Origin of the sequence: [Leptolyngbya] sp. PCC 7376, from assembly GCF_000316605.1 — a bacterium.
Classification (GTDB): domain Bacteria; phylum Cyanobacteriota; class Cyanobacteriia; order Cyanobacteriales; family MRBY01; genus MRBY01.
This window is the reverse complement of record NC_019683.1, coordinates 1,460,819-1,477,628: the sequence shown is the minus strand read 5'-3', so window position 1 is coordinate 1,477,628 and position 16,810 is coordinate 1,460,819. Positions and strand designations below refer to the sequence as shown.

The window sequence follows — 16,810 nt, the reverse complement described above, 5'->3', positions numbered from 1 at the left end:
CACCCACTTGAGAACTAGGGAAGTTTTTTCAATAAACTGACCATTTCTAGAGCACTGAGACCATAACCCCAACCAAGATTACTCTTGATGCCAGCCCGCTCTAATGCCTGCTGCATCGTATCTGTCGTCAGAATTCCGAAGATGACAGGGACGCCTGTCTGGAAACCCGCCGCTGCTACACCCTTAGAAACCTCTGCCGAGACGTAATCAAAGTGAGGTGTATCACCACGAATGACTGCACCCAAACAAATAACAGCATCATAAGTTCCTGAAGCCGCAAGCCGTTTAGCTACTAGACCAATTTCAAAACTGCCTGGTACCCAAACGTAATCAACCTGTTCACCATCAGTACTGATATCAACGCCATGTCGCTTTAAACAATCTTGACAGCCAGCTAACAACTTGCTGGTTACTAGATCATTAAATCGTCCAATCACAATAGCCAACTTAAGCGTCTGTGTATGGTCGTTATAAGTACCTTCGAACGTGGTCATAGTGTGAACCCAAATCTAAAAAATAAATCAAAAATATAGAGGCACAATCTAGCCGGGACATTCCACAGGGACAATTGTGCCTCTTCAGTTGAAATAGCTAAAAGCTGTTTGAAACTAAGCAACTGAGCTTATTAGATAACAAAGAAATTTAGTATGCCAACAACGATAACCAACGCAATCCAAGCGAAAGAACCGACATAGATGAGGGACTTAGACTGTTCCCAGTTTGTGGGGGAAGCATAAGCAACTGGTACACCAATTACCATCAAAAAAGATAAGCCGACAAGAGCGACAAGAGCGAGTTGAAACAGAATAGACATTTTTTAAATTTCTCCCAAGACAGCAATCGAGTGGGGTCAGGACATCAAAAAGATTGAGAATCCTATGATTTTATTGTGTTTATAGTATCAATAGTTTGGTCAGTTTAAAACGCATCAGATCAGAAAGATACTGATTAAACAGGGTCAAAACAAGAAGACGACAAATTGAGACTAGCCAAGAGTTCTATGATTTCATCTTGTAGAAAATCATAGAACTCTTTCCAGATTCCCTCAAAATATTAAGGTATCTAGGCAACTGAGTCTGCGTTTTTACGATACCAATCGATAGTTGCTTTCATTCCATCACGTAAGGTCATCTTTGCCTCAAAACCGAATCGTTCTTTTGCACGTTGGGTATCAAGACAACGACGAGGCTGGCCATTAGGTTTGTCTGTTTCCCAAATCAATTCCCCTTTAAATTCCATCAGCTCACAAATCAACTCGACGAGATCTTTGATGGAGATTTCAAAGTTAGTACCGAGGTTAACGGGATCGGAACTATCGTAATCTTGAGCTGCCATCACAATTCCTCGGGCAGCATCAGTAGAATAAAGAAACTCACGAGTGGGACTTCCATCTCCCCATACTTTTAGCTCAGTTGCACCCACTTGCTGTGCTTCATGAACTTTACGAATTAATGCTGGGATAACGTGAGAGCTAGCAGGGTTGAAATTATCTTCAGGACCATAGAGGTTTACCGGAAGGAGGTAAACACCGTTAAAGCCATACTGCAATCGATAGGATTCAAGTTGAACGAGTAACGCTTTTTTAGCGATGCCATAGGGGGCATTCGTTTCTTCGGGATAGCCAATCCATAAGTCTTCTTCTTTAAAGGGAACTGGTGTGAATTTTGGGTAAGCACAAATAGTACCAACACAGACAAATTTTTCAACGCCTGATTCGTAAGCACTATGGATGAGTTGGACACCCATCATGAGGTTGTCATAGAAAAGCTCAGCAGGTTTTTCACGGTTGAGACCAATACCACCAACATGGGCAGCAAGGTGAATCACAATGTCTTGACCTTTAACAACCTCTTGGCAAGCGGCTAACTGACAAAGGTCATAATCTTTAGAACGAGGAATCGTAATATTTTCAGATTGCGCGCCTGCTTCAATAAGCTGTTGGACAACTTGTTTACCAAGAAAGCCTGCGCCGCCTGTAACAAGGATTTTTTTCTGTGAAAGGTCAATCATAGTGATCTGGGTAGGAGGAAATGCGTGCTTATTTTACCGAAAGAATTCTTCTCTCCTTACAAAGCTGTGATAAAGATTTCTGGAGGATTAGAGGTCTGCATCAAGATGTTGGAACAATCCAGACAAAATCGTGTTTGAAAAGAGAAGACCTTCTGGATCCGTTAAAGCAATATTTTGGCGATCGCCTGCTGCATTAGTTTTCACAGTGACCCAATTTTTAGCAATGGAAGGTTTGAGAATATCCATAATTTGATTAACGGTCGTCTGTCCGAATTCGGCGATCAGGTGGGAAAGTGGGATGCCTTCGGTTAAACGTAGTCCCAACATCAAGGTTTCTAGAAGGTGATCGCCCTGCGTGAGTTTTTCTACGTTGAGCTGACCTTGTAGTTGCTCATATTGTTCGACCCATTCGTAATACTCACGGCGCGTGCGAGGACGGGAGAATCTTTGACTGTTTGTGAAACTGGCAGCACCCATGCCAAAGGCGTAATAAGGACGATTTTCCCAGTAGACCCGATTGTGACGACATTGATAGCCAGGTTTTGCGTAGTTAGACACTTCGTAATGGTCATAGCCTGTATCACGGAGTGTTTGACTCGCAATTCGGTACATATCGGCGGTGTGTTGGTCAGAGGGGAGCGGTTTTTCGCCCGGTTCGTATTGTTTACCAAAGGGTGTTTGGGGCTCAACGACCAAATCGTAACTGGAAATATGGTGAGGATTGAAGGCGATCGCCTGTTGTAGAGAATCCTGCCAATTTTCGAGAGTCTGATCAGGCAATCCAGAAATTAGATCTAAGCTCCAGGCGATCGCACTCTGCCGAATATGATCACACGCACTCACTATATCTATTACCGTGTGCGATCGCCCACTATTTTTGAGTAGACAGTCTTGAAAAGCTTGCACACCTAGACTTACACGGTTTACACCAATATCTTTGTACCAGATCAATTGTTCTAAAGAAAAGGTGCCTGGATCAATTTCTAGAGATATTTCCACATCTGTACACATTCCAAATTTCTTATTGATTACACATAGAATTTCTTCCAATAGATCAATGGGTAGAAGTGAGGGTGTTCCACCACCAAAAAAAACAGTGTTTAGTTCTCCACCCAAAATCGGCGTCGCTGTGATCTCTCGGCAAAGCAACATAACATATTCCTCCATACGGGCGCGGATGCCATCTGAACGGCGATCGCCCACCACAGAAATTGGAAAATCACAGTAAAAACAACGCTGAATACAAAAAGGCAGATGGATATAAGCACTCGTCACTGGAGTTTGGGTGAACTCATTCATGTTGATTTAGCTTTTGGAGTGAGACGAACCATAAAAAATCTACTGAGCTTTCGGGAATTTTGTTATTTGTGAAGATGGTGACTAAATCAAAACGCCAGGAAACCTCATCGATATAATGAGGACATTATCCTTATTTTTTCCCGCTTTCCCGTAAAACATGGGATTTCGTAGATGGATCTAAGCCTATGTTTGATGTTTTTCTTGTCCTTATCTTTGTCGTGGCGATCGCCCTTGTAGGGTTTGATGTAATCGATTTACTTCCCGCTTCAGTGCGCGACCAAGCTTCCAATCTTGAAGCTCTCCGTTGGATTGGGGCAGGATTTGCATCACTTTTAGGATTATCCGTCGGCTTACTGGCCCAAAGTACCTACCGTCGTCTCGAATCACAATTTCGTCAGACACCCATCGAAATTATTGTGACCCGTGCCGTGGGCTTAGTTATTGGTTTGTTGGTTGCAAATTTGATGCTTGCGCCAATTTTCCTTTTACCAATTCCCATAGAATTTGGGTTCCTAAAACCAACGTTTGCAATCCTTGGCAGTATTAGCTTTGCCTATCTCGGCGTCAGTTTAGCAGATGTTCATGGCCGTAGTTTCTTGCGTTTAGTGAGCCCAAATAGTTTGGATACATTACTCGTTGCAGAAGGAACATTACGTCCAGCTCCCACAAAAATTGTAGATACCAGTTGCATAATTGATGGTCGTTTAGAGGAACTTTTAAAAACAGGTTTTATTGAAGGACAACTTTTAGTTCCAATGTTTGTTTTAAATGAACTTCAACAGTTAGCTGATGCGAGCAATGATCAAAAAAGAGCGAGAGGTCGTCGCGGTTTAGATATTCTTCAGAATATGCAAAATCGATTTCCAAAGCGGATTACTATTAATCCTGCTGACTATGATGATATTCCTACAGTTGACGCAAAATTAGTTCACCTTAGCCAAGAGATTAATGGGGTTTTATTAACCAATGACTATAATCTTCAAAAGGTGGCTAATCTCCAAAAGGTTGAAATTCTCAATATTAATGATCTAGCCCAAGCAATCCGACCAATCTATTTACCTGGTGATGGCCTTGATTTAAAAATCCTTAAGGAAGGACGAGAAGAAAAACAAGGTGTTGGCTATCTTGAAGATGGCACAATGGTTGTTGTTGAAGAAGGTCAAACTGTTATGGGAGAAGATGTGCAAGTTACAGTTACTTCTTCTTTACAAACTTCTGCTGGTCGTATGATTTTTGCGAAGCTTGCTTCTACTGCTGCCACATAAAGTGACTAGAGATAGTTTTGATTTTTTATTTTAGAAAATATTTATAATACATCTTCGTGAATTTTTTATTTGAGGTGATCGCCTTATCATGAGAAATGTTTGACTCAATACCTTTTGTATTTATCTTTATTCTTATCCTGGCGGTAAATCTTTTTCTGTTTATTAAGTTAAGTGGTTGGGATAAACTTGCACAAAAGTATGGCTATCACAGTAAATTTCAGGGGAAAACTGTGCGGATGACTACGGCCTATATTGGTATGGTTCGTTATCGTAACTGCGTTAGTATCGGAGTGAATGCACAGGGTTTGTATGTCAGCCCTTTTGAATTATTTCGGTTAGGCTATCCACCAATTTTTGTGCGTTGGGAAGAAATTAGTCGCTTTGAAAAGAAGCAAGGAATTCTTGGGTTGGGGCAATACTATGCCCTTGATGTTGGCAACCCAAGAATTAGAACGATTAAGCTTTCGCCAAGGATTTTTCGTGATTTTCCTGAGATTGTTGATCGCCTAGCGAATGGTCACAATTTCTGAGCTAAAGCCAGCTTCCCGTAGACGTTCCTGCAATTCTTGAGCTTCAATCTCATCAGCGAAAGCTCCTGCTTGCATCAGACGGCGATCGCCTACCCATGTATTAAACGCGTCAGGAACAATTTTCTTGAGGTTAGTCTTTTGCCAATTAGTTGTGGCATTAACAATGACTTTGTACTTCAGTCCGAGAGATTGGGCAAGGGAAATGGGTGGTGGTGGTGGCTGTAGATTGCCAGAATTTAAGCGGACATAACCAGATGAATCAGAATCATTGGTGGGAATAGATCGATTTGGCACAGGCACAGGAGCTAAACCATTGGTGCTGGTACTGACAGTTGAGAAATTAGTAGATTGTACTGTTGGAGCAGCTGGAATGTTTATCGCTGTTGCTTGCTGTGGAGGTGGCACAAAAATCTGAACGGTATTATCGGTATCTCGATTACTAAAATTCCGATTTGTTTGTGTTCCAATGTTGGTTGTTGGGGTTGTTTTTGGGCTAGAGACTGACGCATGGCTTGGAACATTGGCGACTAACTGATTAGCAGAATTTTCATTCACCATATAGATATGGCCTAATGTCTTGCCTTGATAAGTGCGTTTCCCAAGGGTCCAACCTGCGTTGAGATGAATTTTTAAAGTGCCTTTGGCTAATCCTCTTGTGCTGCCAACTTCAATAGGCGATCGCCATGGATTGCTAGAATTAAATGCTTTTAGTTTTAGTTCGTTACGCTCAAATACAAGGCGTAAATCATATTTCCAAGCCATATCTTCCCCACCAAGCCTCAGGGAATAGCCATTGGAATCTGTACTGCGTCCGCAAATTCCTGTGAAATCAAAACTGAGTAATAGTGGATCAATAACCGTTGGACTATCACCCTGTTCACGCCAACATTGTCGCTGTTGGTTGAGCTGCTCCAAAATTACGAGATTATAAGATTCCCCGTCATTGATCGGTACGGCGATCGCCACAGCCTCGGATTCATCAATCTGATTAGCGCCGAAGAGAGTGGCATTGGCTTGCGAGTGTCCCCACAGACCAAAATACATTGCAGTACTTGCCAAGAGTAAAGACAAAGGAAATCGAATTTTCATAGCTTTATTTCTGTCAGATACAACTATCTACCTTTGTTTCAGACAAATTACCAGATAAATAGTTGCCTATTTGCCCGAAATTTTAGCATCCCTAATGGGAGATGGCTGTAAAAAAAGTGAAATTTCACACAAATCCAGTACTCAGAATTTTGTTAGATATTGCTAATAGAAAAGCGAAAATTAGACAGATTTTTGAAGGGATAAATTGACCCAGTTTATTTTTTAAGATATCCAACGGAAAGCTGCCACTCGAAAGAAACCAGGTTTAGCCTAGAAATAGTCAAGAATGTGACAACAAACTTTTCTGCTCGAGGTGTTTTATTTTTCGCACCTTAAAGCGATCGCCGGGGTTGCCGATTTCTTGAACCGTAAATACCACCCCCGAAACCAACTATGAAAACCCTCGATAAAGACAAGCAACTTTTTAAAATTCTTTGTAGCGCTGCATGGATCGATGGTGAAATTCAGCAAGAAGAACGCCAATATCTCCATAAGATGGCTGAGCAAAATTCTTTAGCAGAAGACCCTGAAATTCGTTCTCTGCTCTCTGAAGCTGTGCAAACCAAGCCAGATGAATGCTATCGTCTCGTTGAAGAATATGTTGGCGATCAAGCAACCGAAGCAGAATATCAAGAAATGGTTGATGCGGTCAGTAAACTTGTCTATAGCGATAGCGTTATCGATACCGAAGAGGCAAAACTTCTCCACAAGATTCAATCTCTAGAAATAGAAGTTAAAAACGGCAAATCTCCTTTCCAACGTGCGCTTAAGTCTATTCAGAAAATGTATCGTGGGGCGATCGCCGAGCTAGATAAAGAATAAAAACAGCCATGATGGATGTTTTACAATGGGTAGTCATCAATTTTTCTAACTAACCCTGCCCCATGTCTGATTTGCTCGCACAACTCAACCCTTCCCAACGTCGTGCTGTGGAGCATTTTTGTGGCCCTTTGTTGGTGGTAGCGGGTGCAGGTTCTGGTAAAACTCGGGCATTAACTTTTCGCATTGCAAATCTGATCCGACAACATCGTGTTGATCCGGAGAATATTTTGGCAGTGACTTTTACAAATAAAGCTGCCCGTGAGATGAAAGAGCGAGTGGAACTACTCTACGCGCAACAGTTGGCAGAGCTCCACCACAATAAGCCTTTTAGTGCATTACCTGAATTTGAACAAAAGAAGCTGCGATCGCAGGTGTATAAGCAAGTCACCAAACATCTATGGATTGGGACATTCCACAGTTTGTGCTGTCGGATTTTGCGATTTGACATTAACAAATACCAGGATGAAAAAGGTAGAACTTGGAAGCGGAATTTTACAATTTTTGATGACAGTGATGTACAAACAATCATCAAAAAAATTGTTACCCAACAGCTCAATTTAGATGATAAAAAATTCAATCCCCGCAATATCCGTTATCAGATTAGTAATGCCAAAAATCTAGGTCTATCACCTAATGACTACATGCGGTCGGAAGGAGGTGGTTATAAAGCAAAGATTGTCGCGGAAGTTTATGAGGCATACCAAAATTCTTTAGCGGCAAATAATGCCCTAGATTTTGATGATCTAATTTTGATTCCTGTGCGATTGTTTCAGCAGAATGAATCGATTTTGGGTTATTGGCACAGTCAATTTCACCATATTCTTGTTGATGAATATCAGGATACAAACCGTATTCAGTATGATTTGATTCGTATGCTGAGTACCAACAATGAAACTGACCGCAGTGCTTGGACTTGGAAAAATCGGTCGCTGTTTGCGGTGGGAGATGCAGACCAGTCCATCTATTCATTCCGTATGGCAGATTACACTATTTTGCTGGAATTCCAAGAGAATTTCGGGGATGGTTTGCCCGATGAAGATACGCGCACGATGGTGAAGCTAGAGGAAAATTATCGTTCGCGGGAAAATATTCTCAAGGCGGCTAATGCGCTCATTGAGCAAAACAGTCAGCGGATTGATAAAGTCCTACGGGCAACGAGAGGTGCTGGGGAAGAAATCTATTGCCACAAAGCTGATAACGAAAATGATGAAGCTCGATTTGTTTTAGCGCAGATGATGGGATTGCGTCGTAATAATCCTGAATTAGATTGGGGTGATTTTGCGATTCTCTATCGTACAAATGCCCAATCCCGTCCTCTTGAAGAGTTATTGAATAGTCGAAATATTCCCTATCAAGTTGTTGGAGGATTTAAATTTTATGATCGTCAGGAAATAAAAGATGCATTGGCTTATTTGAAAATTGTTGAAAACTCTTTTGATTCAGTGAGTTTAACGAGAGTGATTAATACTCCTAAGCGCGGAATTGGAAAGACAACAGTGGATAGACTAAGCTCAGTTGCGCAAGAATTAGGTTGTTCTTTGTGGGAAATCATTAGTGATGAGACATCTGTTGCTACGATTGCAGGTCGTGCAGCAAAAAAGATTAATCAATTTGCTACTTTGATCAAAGAGATGCAAGAGCATAAAACTGAACTTAGCGCAGCTCAAATTCTAGATAGTCTCATGAAAGATTCTGGTTATATTAATGCTCTACAACAAAAAGGAACAGATGAAGCAGATAGCAGAATAGAAAATATTGGGCAGCTTTACAACAAAGCTATTTCGATAGCAGAAGAAAATGAAAATGATTCATTGGAAGTGTTTTTAGCTGATGCATCTCTTAATACTGACTCCGATAATAACGATGAAAATACGCAGAAAGTTTCTTTGATGAGTCTTCATGCAGCTAAAGGTTTAGAGTTTCCTGTAGTGTTTCTTGTAGGTTTGGAGCAAAAATTACTTCCTCATCAAAGATCGCTTAATGACCCTGTTGCTTTGGAAGAAGAACGTCGTCTTTGTTATGTCGGCATAACCCGCGCCCAAGAACAACTCTTCTTAAGCTATGTTCGCGAACGATTTATGTGGGGTTACCGCGAACCTGCTGTTGCGTCTCAGTTTTTAGCAGAACTCCCGAAGGATTTGGTTGTTTCTAACGTGCGATCACTGCAAAAAGAAGCTCCCAGCCAGGAACCGAAAACGATGTCCATTAGCCAAAAGCAACGGTCACAAAAACGGCGAGAGCGACAAACTGCAAGGGTACAAATCACTCAGCAGAAATGGGAGGTGGGCGATCGCGTGAATCACAACACTTTTGGAGAAGGGGAAGTCACCCATATTTTTGGCGATGGTAAGAAAACTAATCTTGCAATTCTTTTTCCAAACCTTGGCAAGAAAATTATTGATCCTCGCGTTGCTCCGATGAAGAAGATTTAGAAACTACAAATTTCAAGCTTATGGCTGCTTAGAATAACTACTCACTTATTGATGTTTTCAATAATTGAGACAGAATGTTTCTTTCTGATCTGATCTGATAGCTACATCTTTAATGATGTGGCTTTTTCGAAATTTTTTCAGAGTGCGCAGTTTACGTTTTGCTTGAGTCTGAGGATAGAGATTTCCAATAAAGTAATATAATGTCTTTTCTCTTAAATATCCGTAGGAAAGCATTAAGCCATAGAGATTTTCATTCGTCTGTTTTCTTCTTTTTAGGACGATTAAAGCCTGCTCACGTGAAATTAGATCGGCTTCGTAGAGACATTGGCCGAGTTTGATTTTTCTGCCATTTTTTCTGACTTCTACAATCAGTTTTGGCCAACGATAGACAAAAAAATCTAAGGTTTTTTGGGAAACCCAGCCTCTCAACGTGAAAATTTCACCCAACCTTAAATGGTTATAAATGGGCATGTGTTGATTAGCTAGAGCAAGATCTAACTGCGGTTGTGCGACTAAACCCGCATCAATCAGTATTTGCCCAATAAATTTTTGCTTAATATGAAAATAAGAAACGGGTGAGGATTGCGATAGCATAGATGCCCTCTCACAAAACTTTGGAATAAAGTATTGGTGATTTGCCCTGATCAATACAATACTGAGATGATGCTTTCCGGTTTTTAGAGGTCTTGATGATGTTAATGATTCTACTCTAAAAAACCGTCCGCGCAATAACGCTTAGATAGTTTTGGTATCTTATTTGGTTATATTATTCGGCTAAAAATATTATTGATGTTTTTGTATAGTTTCCGGATAATTTTTTTTTGTGCTGATGATGAACAAAATAGGTCGTTTAAGTGCCTAAAAATGGATAAATCACAGCATTTTTTCTGATTAACAACAGATCATTCTAATGAAGTGTTCTAGATAAATGGTTTTGTAAAAAGTTCTTGAAGTTTTTTGTGTATCCAAATTACTGGATTAGATTCTGTTGCAGTTGTCATGCTTAGTACTTGTGATTCTTTGCGATATCCTTCGGGCACTTCTTTTCGTAACGCCAATTCTTGGGAGATATCTTCGGCTAGGTATGGATAGATTTGTCGTAATTTTCGAAAACTAGTATTCGTTGAGAACAAATAAGTCTGTGTTACTGATCGCCCCCATTGTGGTTGGGTAAGGCACATCTAACATTAGCGGCAGTTTTTCAAAAAATTGGCCTGCTTTAAAGACAAAAAGCTGTTTTTCTTGATTGTGACTTTCATTGAGTGTGGCGATCGCCTCCTAAAAAAAGCTCTGACTTTCATACCAAAAGCCAGAGCCTAAAATCACAAACATCATTTATCCAGTAATTAAGTGCTGGAATTAATTGAAAATTATTTGTTTGTCTGTGCCCAAACGCGAGTAGGTAGACCCCAAATGTAGATGAATCCTTCCGCAGCCTTGTGGTCGAACTTGTCGTCCGCACCGTAAGTTGCCAGATCTGGAGTGTAGATAGATTTTTCAGAACGGCGACCCACAATTGTTGCATTGCCCTTAAAGAGTTTGATGCGAACTACACCAGAAACACGCTCTTGAGTCTGCTCAATAAATGCATCGATAGCTTGTTTGAGAGGAGAGAACCACAAACCACGATAGATCATGTGGGTGTAAGTTTCTTCCATGCCGCGCTTGTACTGAGTGACATCCGCAGTAAGCGTGAGACTTTCCAAATCACGGTGTGCCTTAATTAGCATTTCCATTGCTGGAGATTCGTAAATTTCGCGGGACTTAATGCCAACGACACGGTTTTCGATCATGTCCACACGACCAACACCATGGCCACCGACAATCTCATTAATCTTTTCAATCAACGCGATGGGAGCAAGACCATCACCATTAACTGTTACAGGAATGCCTTTTTCAAATCCAATCTCAAGATATTCAGGCTCATCCGGTGTGTCGGCGATCGCCTTGACCATCTCGAAAATTTCTTCTGGAGGCTCACACATAGGGTCTTCAAGAGGACCTGCTTCGATACTGCGGCCGAGCAAATTTTTATCAATACTATAAGGAGAAGACTTTTTCACCGGAGAAGGAATCCCAAATCGTTCACCATAGGCGATCGTTTCCTCTCGGCTCATACCCCATTCCCGCGCTGGAGCCAAAACTGTAATCTCAGGATTTTGCGCCAAGATTCCCAAATCAAAACGAACTTGGTCATTTCCCTTTGCCGTACAGCCGTGAGCAACAGCATCCGCACCATATTTCTCCGCAGCCCTGACCAGCATTTTGGCAATTAAAGGACGTGCCAAAGCCGTTGCTAGAGGATAACGATTTTCATAAAGAGCATTAGCCTTAATCGCAGGAAAAGCATAGTCCGTAATAAATTCCTCTCGGCCATCCTCGACCAGAGAAACAACTGCACCAGAGTCCAAAGCCTTTTGTTTTACTGGGCCAAGCTCTTCACCCTGACCCAAATCTGCCGCGAGGGTAATAATTTCTTTTACACCCCATTCCTCCATCATGTAAGGAATACAAACGGATGTATCAACACCACCGGAATAAGCCAAGACAACTTTATCTGCGCGACCCATAATTTTCACTACTACTCAATATTTAAGATGAATCAAGGCAGATTATAGCGTGTGGTTGTCGCGGAAAAACCTTGATAAAGCAGGACTTTTGGGGCTATCAATAAACGCTGACATGCTGAATTTTAAAGGAGAAAATTTTTTTTTTGGGAAAGTGATATGTATTTTGTGAGCGTGGGTAACTTAGGTCTAACACAGATAGAAAAGTCTAAATCACCCTGAATGGAGCCCCCAATGAAAAACTTTTACTACCAACTTCTTCAGCAACTAAATAGCAAGAAAGCTGAAAAAGGTTTCACCCTCATCGAACTTCTCGTTGTAATCATTATTATCGGTATTCTTTCGGCGATCGCTCTTCCTGCGTTCTTGAACCAAGCGAACAAAGCACGTCAATCTGAAGCAAAGCAAGCTCTCGGTGCAATCAACCGTGGTCAGCAAGCTTACTACCTAGAGAAGCAACTTTTCTCTACAAATATTTTCGGCCTTGGTCTTGGTTTGCAGCTTGCCACTGAGAACTATTCCTACGGTAATGCTGCAACTCAAGCAGATATGGAAGCTAACCGTGCTTTAGATACAGTAGGTGTTGGTAGAACTGCTGGTGGCGGTCTTGGTGTTCAGGAAGATGCTCCTGCTACTGCATGTGCAACCGCAAACTTTGGTTGTACTGATGACCGAAACGGTTTCGATGGTTATGCAAGTTTCAGTATGGCGTTTGCAGTATCTGAGAATCAGGAAGCCGTTCGTGACTATATGGGAGTTGCACTTCTAGTTCCTGGTGATTCTACTAATGAATCTACTACTCTTGCAGTTTTATGTGAAGAAGAAGATTTGAACGGAACTCCTGGGACTGCTATTTCCACTGCTAGTGGTAATACAATTGCTCCTAGTAGTGCTGGTGTTCTTGCTCCTACAGCTATTGCTGAGCTTTCAGGTCTTGCAGCTACCGATGAAGTCATTTGTCGCGGTGGAGGTGGTGCAGCTGGTGATACAGTTGTTGCTCAAAATGCACAGAACGTTGGTCAGTAATTATCTGAGTGTTTAGAGTCTTCGGTATGAAGTTTCTACACTTCTGAAATTCAAAGATGCCGCTACTGAAGTAGCGGCATCTTTTTTAGTGTGTATAGGTTCCAGATTTGGCCGAAAAGCTTAATATCTGTATATTCAGTGATACTTATGTGTGAAAGTCGTGTTGGGTAACAGTAGGATTTAAAGATTTTTGTGGGATGTCAGCGGAACAATATTGTCCGTAATTACAACTAAGGTAAGTAGAAGCCGTAGTTGTCTGATGGACTGGAGTAGGGTTGATGACAAAGTCAAAGTTGTGGATACGGTGGGCGATCGCCTCTTTCTCTCTAACTCTATCGTTGGGCATTACTGATTTACCGGTAGTGAATACAGCTTCTTCTGTACTGGCACAGGCCGCATCAGAAGGGTCATTCCAGCAGCAAGTTCAATCTCTCGAAAACCAAGCTCAGTCTTATACTCAGCAAGGTCAAGTCGCTTTAGCAGAACAAACTTATTCGGAAGCGGCGATTCTTGTCCGAGATACGGCACAAGATATTTTTAACGACATCATTCCAGTAATTGGCGAATTGCACCCAGCTTTAGCTTATGCTCAGCAATCTCTAGAGTTTGCACAGAAAAGTGGCGATCGCCTCCAGATTGCTGAGAGCTTAAATTTGGTGGGTGAAATTCAGTTTGCTAGTGGTGGTACGAGTGATGCTCGAACGAGCTATCAACAGGCGATCGCCCAGCTTGAATCTTCATCAAATAGCGAGTCAGCAAAACAGCTCAATATCGCCTATAGCAATCTTCATCTCGGCAAAGTTGAGCAAGCTCTAGTCAATACAACCAAAGCGAAAAGTTTTTATGAGCAGGCTCTTAGCTCATTCCAGACACTGGACCATCCAGAAGGTGAAATTCTGGTGCGGCAAAGTATGGCGGATCTTGCCCGTCAGCAACGGCAGTTTCCAGAGGCCATCAAAAATTATCGTTCAGCTCTTCAGTTGGCCCGCACGACCCAAAATAAGACAGCATCGACTGCTTCCCTACTAGCTATCGGTGATTTGCAAAAGCGGCAGCGTCAAAACAGCCTAGCGAAACAATCTTATCAAGAAGCCTTAGAGGCAGCGGGTAATGCTCCGAATTTGATACGGCAGCGCGGGCAAATTTTGAATCGGTTGGGTTCACTGGAGTTGCAGGAAGGGAATCATCAGGCTGCCGTAGATTTTTATAATGAGGCACTTGGGTTGGCGCAACAAGTGAGTGACCTGACTGAGCAAGGGTCAATTTTACGGAATTTAAGTATTAGTCACCAACGTCGTGGCAATTATGCGGAGTCTTTTGATTTTCTTCAGCAAGCTGCGGTTCTCTATAACCAAATGGGTTTGAGAGGTTTAGAGGCGGAAGCTTTGGCAGAGATGGGTGCGACTCAAAATGTTTTGGGTAACCGTGAGCTAGCTATTTTGTTTTATAAGCAAGCGGTGCAGGTTTTTGAGGCACGCCGAGAAGAATTGACAGCAATTCTGGGAGATTCAACTTTTTCAAAATCTCAGTTGTTTTCGCCTGTGTATCGACGGTTAAGCGATTTATTGTTGGAAGATAATCGCCCTGCTGAGGCGCAACAAGCAGTGGATTTGCTAAAGGTGCAGGAACTGGATGAATATCTCGGGAATGTCGAAGCGAATGAAATGACTGTTGAGGCTGTGACCACTTTGCCCTCGGAAGAAAAAGTATTGGCTGCTTACCGTCCTCTGAGGGATCAGGCGATCGCCCTCGGTAAGGAATTATTGGTATTACGCCGTACCCCTAAAGTTGAACTGACGCCAGCGCAGCAACAACGCATTGCACAAATCACGGCATTGCAACAGGACTTGACGCGGGAGTTTAGTGAATTTACTCGAAGCCCAGAGGTAAAGGCTGCCTTACAAAAGGTGAGCGAAACTGCCCGTGAACAGAACTTGAGTCTGAATACCTTGCGGCGAGTGGCAGATAATTTGCGGGGTTTGGAAGATCGTTCAGTGATTCTCTATCCATTGGTATTGGAAGATCGCTTGGAACTGATTTTAGCGAGTCCCTATGCGCCACCAATCCGTCATACGGTGAATGTGTCGAGGGATGAGCTTAATGCAACTATTGCAGAAATGCGTAAAGGGTTAACGACTGTGCGCTTCAACACAGTGGTTGAGCCAGCTCGTCAACTGTATAATTGGCTGATTGCACCTATCGAAGCAGATTTGCAAGCAGCTGGAGCCACAACGATTATTTATGCGCCGGATGATCAGTTGCGTTATGTGCCATTGGTGGCGCTCAATGATGGCGATCGCTGGTTAGTCGAAAAATTTCGGGTAAATAATATTACTGCGGCGAGTTTAACGGACTTCACGAGTCAGCCGCCGAATGTTCTCAATATTTTGGCTGGTGCTTTTACCCAAGGAGAATTCGATTTTCAGGCAGGGCAACGGGATTTTTCCTTTGCTGGTCTACCGTTTGCGGGAGTTGAGGTGAATAATATCGCGAGTGCGATTCCTGACACAACGACATTATTCGACAACAATTTCAGTAAGACTGAGACGGTTCCGCTGATGGACAATTTCAATATCGTGCATTTTGCGACCCATGCGGCATTCGTGCCTGGTGAGCCAAAAGATTCGTTTATTCTTATGGGTGATGGACAGCGCATTACCCTCCAAGAAGTTCAGGATTCATGGTTTTTGACCAATGTCGAATTGATTGTGCTGAGTGCCTGCCAAACGGCGGTGGGTGGAGAACTTGGTAATGGTGAGGAAATTTTGGGCTTTGGGTACTTGATGCAAGATGCTGGAGCAAAGGCGGCGATCGCCTCATTGTGGTCAGTATCTGATGGCGGCACTCAAGCTCTGATGAATGATTTTTATGGTCGTTTGCGCAATGGCGCGAGTAAATCAGAAGCACTTCGTCAAGCTCAAATCGGAATGATCAAAGGTAATCTTTCGGTCGATGATTCTATTCCTAATGCATCTCATCCCTACTATTGGTCACCGTTTATTTTGATTGGCAATGGCCTCTAAACTGACAGACCCAAACTAAAAACTAGGGCGTTGGTGAATTGAGGTATGAATCTATGAGGGTCGAGGGATAGGAACATCCCAGAACTTGAGATAGTGAATCAGCAATCGAATCGAATGCTCTAACATTTCCACAGACTTTGAATAACATAAGGTCTTTCGATGGAGTCGAGCGAGATAATGCCGCAATCGAGTGTTCTCTCCTTCGACTCGAGTCATATAGGTCTTACTGACAATCTGGTCCCCATCGGGTACAAAGATGGGATAAACTTTCCAGCCATCTGTGACGTAAAAGAAGCATCTCCAGAGACTAACGATTGCCCATAGTGGCTTGAATGTCTCTGCACTTCTGTCACCAATAGTCCAAGCAAGAATACCTGGTTGAAAGTGGTCTACTGCTGTCCAGAGCCAGACCTTGTTTTTTTAGCACCGACGAATGTTTGAAGTTCATCGAGTTCCCCGACCTGAGGCATCTCTTCCGGTTCATAAGCATCAGGCAGCAATGCACCGACTTGTTTGACCCAAGTGATGACGGTAGTGTGGTGCACTCCTTTCACCCGTTCAATGGCTCGAAAGCCCATACCGTTGACATACATTTTGAGGCATTCACGTTTGAAGGCATTTGAGTAGCCGAGCTGACTATAGTGGTCGATAAACTGACGACCGCAATCTACACAGATGTGATTCTGTTTGCCTTTTTTCTTTCCATTCTTACGGATATGAGTAGATTGGCATTCTGGACATTCCATT

At 42.5% G+C, this 16,810-nt stretch carries 14 protein-coding genes; 6 read left to right on the top strand and 8 right to left on the bottom strand.

What is annotated here, in order from left to right; all coding sequences use genetic code 11:
• Nucleotides 1–14: 14 nt before the first annotated feature.
• The 4 genes from ribH to hemW all read right to left on the bottom strand — a co-directional run bounded on the left by ribH (nucleotide 15) and on the right by hemW (nucleotide 3,309).
• Nucleotides 15–494 carry a 6,7-dimethyl-8-ribityllumazine synthase gene (gene ribH, locus LEPTO7376_RS06605; RefSeq protein WP_015133436.1) on the bottom strand — a complete coding sequence of 160 codons (480 nt, stop codon included), beginning with the start codon at nucleotides 492–494 and terminating at the stop codon, nucleotides 15–17.
• A 131-nt stretch (nucleotides 495–625) separates the two neighbouring features.
• A complete protein-coding gene (gene psbZ, locus LEPTO7376_RS06600; RefSeq protein ID WP_015133435.1) occupies nucleotides 626–814 on the bottom strand; it encodes a photosystem II reaction center protein PsbZ in 189 nt (62 codons plus the stop codon).
• A gap of 248 nt (nucleotides 815–1,062) precedes the next feature.
• Nucleotides 1,063–2,010: a GDP-L-fucose synthase gene (locus LEPTO7376_RS06595; protein WP_015133434.1), complete on the bottom strand. Its 948-nt coding sequence runs from the start codon at nucleotides 2,008–2,010 to the stop codon at nucleotides 1,063–1,065.
• Nucleotides 2,011–2,097: 87 nt separating this feature from the next.
• Nucleotides 2,098–3,309, bottom strand: coding sequence for a radical SAM family heme chaperone HemW (hemW, locus tag LEPTO7376_RS06590; protein WP_015133433.1), 1,212 nt, complete (start codon nucleotides 3,307–3,309; stop codon nucleotides 2,098–2,100).
• A gap of 185 nt (nucleotides 3,310–3,494) precedes the next feature.
• On the opposite strand from hemW, the gene LEPTO7376_RS06585 reads away from it, so the two are divergent.
• Together LEPTO7376_RS06585 and LEPTO7376_RS06580 are read left to right on the top strand one after the other, a co-directional pair.
• The gene (locus LEPTO7376_RS06585; RefSeq protein ID WP_015133432.1) at nucleotides 3,495–4,574 is read left to right on the top strand and encodes a PIN/TRAM domain-containing protein; all 1,080 of its coding nucleotides are present in this window, start codon (nucleotides 3,495–3,497) and stop codon (nucleotides 4,572–4,574) included.
• A gap of 95 nt (nucleotides 4,575–4,669) precedes the next feature.
• Nucleotides 4,670–5,104, top strand: a complete 435-nt coding sequence (locus tag LEPTO7376_RS06580) for a hypothetical protein (RefSeq protein WP_015133431.1) — start codon at nucleotides 4,670–4,672, stop codon at nucleotides 5,102–5,104.
• On the opposite strand, the gene LEPTO7376_RS06575 is transcribed toward LEPTO7376_RS06580, so the two are convergent.
• Nucleotides 5,081–6,193: a DUF3747 domain-containing protein gene (locus LEPTO7376_RS06575; protein ID WP_015133430.1), complete on the bottom strand. Its 1,113-nt coding sequence runs from the start codon at nucleotides 6,191–6,193 to the stop codon at nucleotides 5,081–5,083. The genes LEPTO7376_RS06580 and LEPTO7376_RS06575 overlap by 24 nt on opposite strands.
• 393 nt (nucleotides 6,194–6,586) lie before the next feature.
• Here LEPTO7376_RS06575 and LEPTO7376_RS06570 point away from each other — a divergent pair, with 393 nt between their 5' ends.
• Both LEPTO7376_RS06570 and pcrA read left to right on the top strand, forming a co-directional pair.
• Nucleotides 6,587–7,015 carry a TerB family tellurite resistance protein gene (locus LEPTO7376_RS06570; protein WP_015133429.1) on the top strand — a complete coding sequence of 143 codons (429 nt, stop codon included), beginning with the start codon at nucleotides 6,587–6,589 and terminating at the stop codon, nucleotides 7,013–7,015.
• Nucleotides 7,016–7,077: 62 nt separating this feature from the next.
• Nucleotides 7,078–9,447 carry a DNA helicase PcrA gene (gene pcrA, locus LEPTO7376_RS06565; RefSeq protein ID WP_015133428.1) on the top strand — a complete coding sequence of 790 codons (2,370 nt, stop codon included), beginning with the start codon at nucleotides 7,078–7,080 and terminating at the stop codon, nucleotides 9,445–9,447.
• 57 nt (nucleotides 9,448–9,504) lie between these two features.
• On the opposite strand, the gene LEPTO7376_RS06560 is transcribed toward pcrA, so the two are convergent.
• Nucleotides 9,505–10,176 carry a hypothetical protein gene (locus LEPTO7376_RS06560; RefSeq protein ID WP_160148397.1) on the bottom strand — a complete coding sequence of 224 codons (672 nt, stop codon included), beginning with the start codon at nucleotides 10,174–10,176 and terminating at the stop codon, nucleotides 9,505–9,507.
• Between the two features lie 641 nt (nucleotides 10,177–10,817).
• Complete coding sequence (locus LEPTO7376_RS06550; RefSeq protein WP_015133426.1) at nucleotides 10,818–12,017, bottom strand: argininosuccinate synthase; 1,200 nt, start codon at nucleotides 12,015–12,017, stop codon at nucleotides 10,818–10,820.
• A 231-nt stretch (nucleotides 12,018–12,248) separates the two neighbouring features.
• Between LEPTO7376_RS06550 and LEPTO7376_RS23285 the strand changes: the two genes are divergently transcribed.
• Nucleotides 12,249–13,040: a type IV pilin-like G/H family protein gene (locus tag LEPTO7376_RS23285; protein WP_015133425.1), complete on the top strand. Its 792-nt coding sequence runs from the start codon at nucleotides 12,249–12,251 to the stop codon at nucleotides 13,038–13,040.
• Between the two features lie 278 nt (nucleotides 13,041–13,318).
• A complete protein-coding gene (locus tag LEPTO7376_RS06540; protein ID WP_015133424.1) occupies nucleotides 13,319–16,063 on the top strand; it encodes a CHAT domain-containing protein in 2,745 nt (914 codons plus the stop codon).
• 51 nt (nucleotides 16,064–16,114) lie between these two features.
• Here LEPTO7376_RS06540 and LEPTO7376_RS24505 read toward each other — a convergent pair.
• Nucleotides 16,115–16,809, bottom strand: a protein-coding gene (locus LEPTO7376_RS24505) for an IS1 family transposase (RefSeq protein WP_015132314.1) whose coding sequence is annotated in 2 segments (ribosomal slippage) — nucleotides 16,115–16,485 and nucleotides 16,485–16,809 — 696 coding nt in all. Because the reading frame shifts where the segments join, the coding sequence is not laid out codon by codon here.
• Between the last annotated feature and the right edge of the window lies 1 nt (nucleotide 16,810).

What these genes read in the sequence shown, in the direction of transcription:
- LEPTO7376_RS06575 (WP_015133430.1), bottom strand. Translation starts at nt 6,193, where the DNA reads ATGAAAATTCGATTTCCTTTGTCTTTACTCTTGGCAAGTACTGCAATG.
- LEPTO7376_RS06580 (WP_015133431.1), top strand. Translation starts at nt 4,670, where the DNA reads ATGTTTGACTCAATACCTTTTGTATTTATCTTTATTCTTATCCTGGCG.
- LEPTO7376_RS23285 (WP_015133425.1), top strand. Translation starts at nt 12,249, where the DNA reads ATGAAAAACTTTTACTACCAACTTCTTCAGCAACTAAATAGCAAGAAA.
- ribH (WP_015133436.1), bottom strand. Translation starts at nt 494, where the DNA reads ATGACCACGTTCGAAGGTACTTATAACGACCATACACAGACGCTTAAG.
- LEPTO7376_RS06570 (WP_015133429.1), top strand. Translation starts at nt 6,587, where the DNA reads ATGAAAACCCTCGATAAAGACAAGCAACTTTTTAAAATTCTTTGTAGC.
- LEPTO7376_RS06550 (WP_015133426.1), bottom strand. Translation starts at nt 12,017, where the DNA reads ATGGGTCGCGCAGATAAAGTTGTCTTGGCTTATTCCGGTGGTGTTGAT.
- psbZ (WP_015133435.1), bottom strand. Translation starts at nt 814, where the DNA reads ATGTCTATTCTGTTTCAACTCGCTCTTGTCGCTCTTGTCGGCTTATCT.
- LEPTO7376_RS06540 (WP_015133424.1), top strand. Translation starts at nt 13,319, where the DNA reads ATGACAAAGTCAAAGTTGTGGATACGGTGGGCGATCGCCTCTTTCTCT.
- LEPTO7376_RS06595 (WP_015133434.1), bottom strand. Translation starts at nt 2,010, where the DNA reads ATGATTGACCTTTCACAGAAAAAAATCCTTGTTACAGGCGGCGCAGGC.
- LEPTO7376_RS06585 (WP_015133432.1), top strand. Translation starts at nt 3,495, where the DNA reads ATGTTTGATGTTTTTCTTGTCCTTATCTTTGTCGTGGCGATCGCCCTT.
- pcrA (WP_015133428.1), top strand. Translation starts at nt 7,078, where the DNA reads ATGTCTGATTTGCTCGCACAACTCAACCCTTCCCAACGTCGTGCTGTG.
- hemW (WP_015133433.1), bottom strand. Translation starts at nt 3,309, where the DNA reads ATGAATGAGTTCACCCAAACTCCAGTGACGAGTGCTTATATCCATCTG.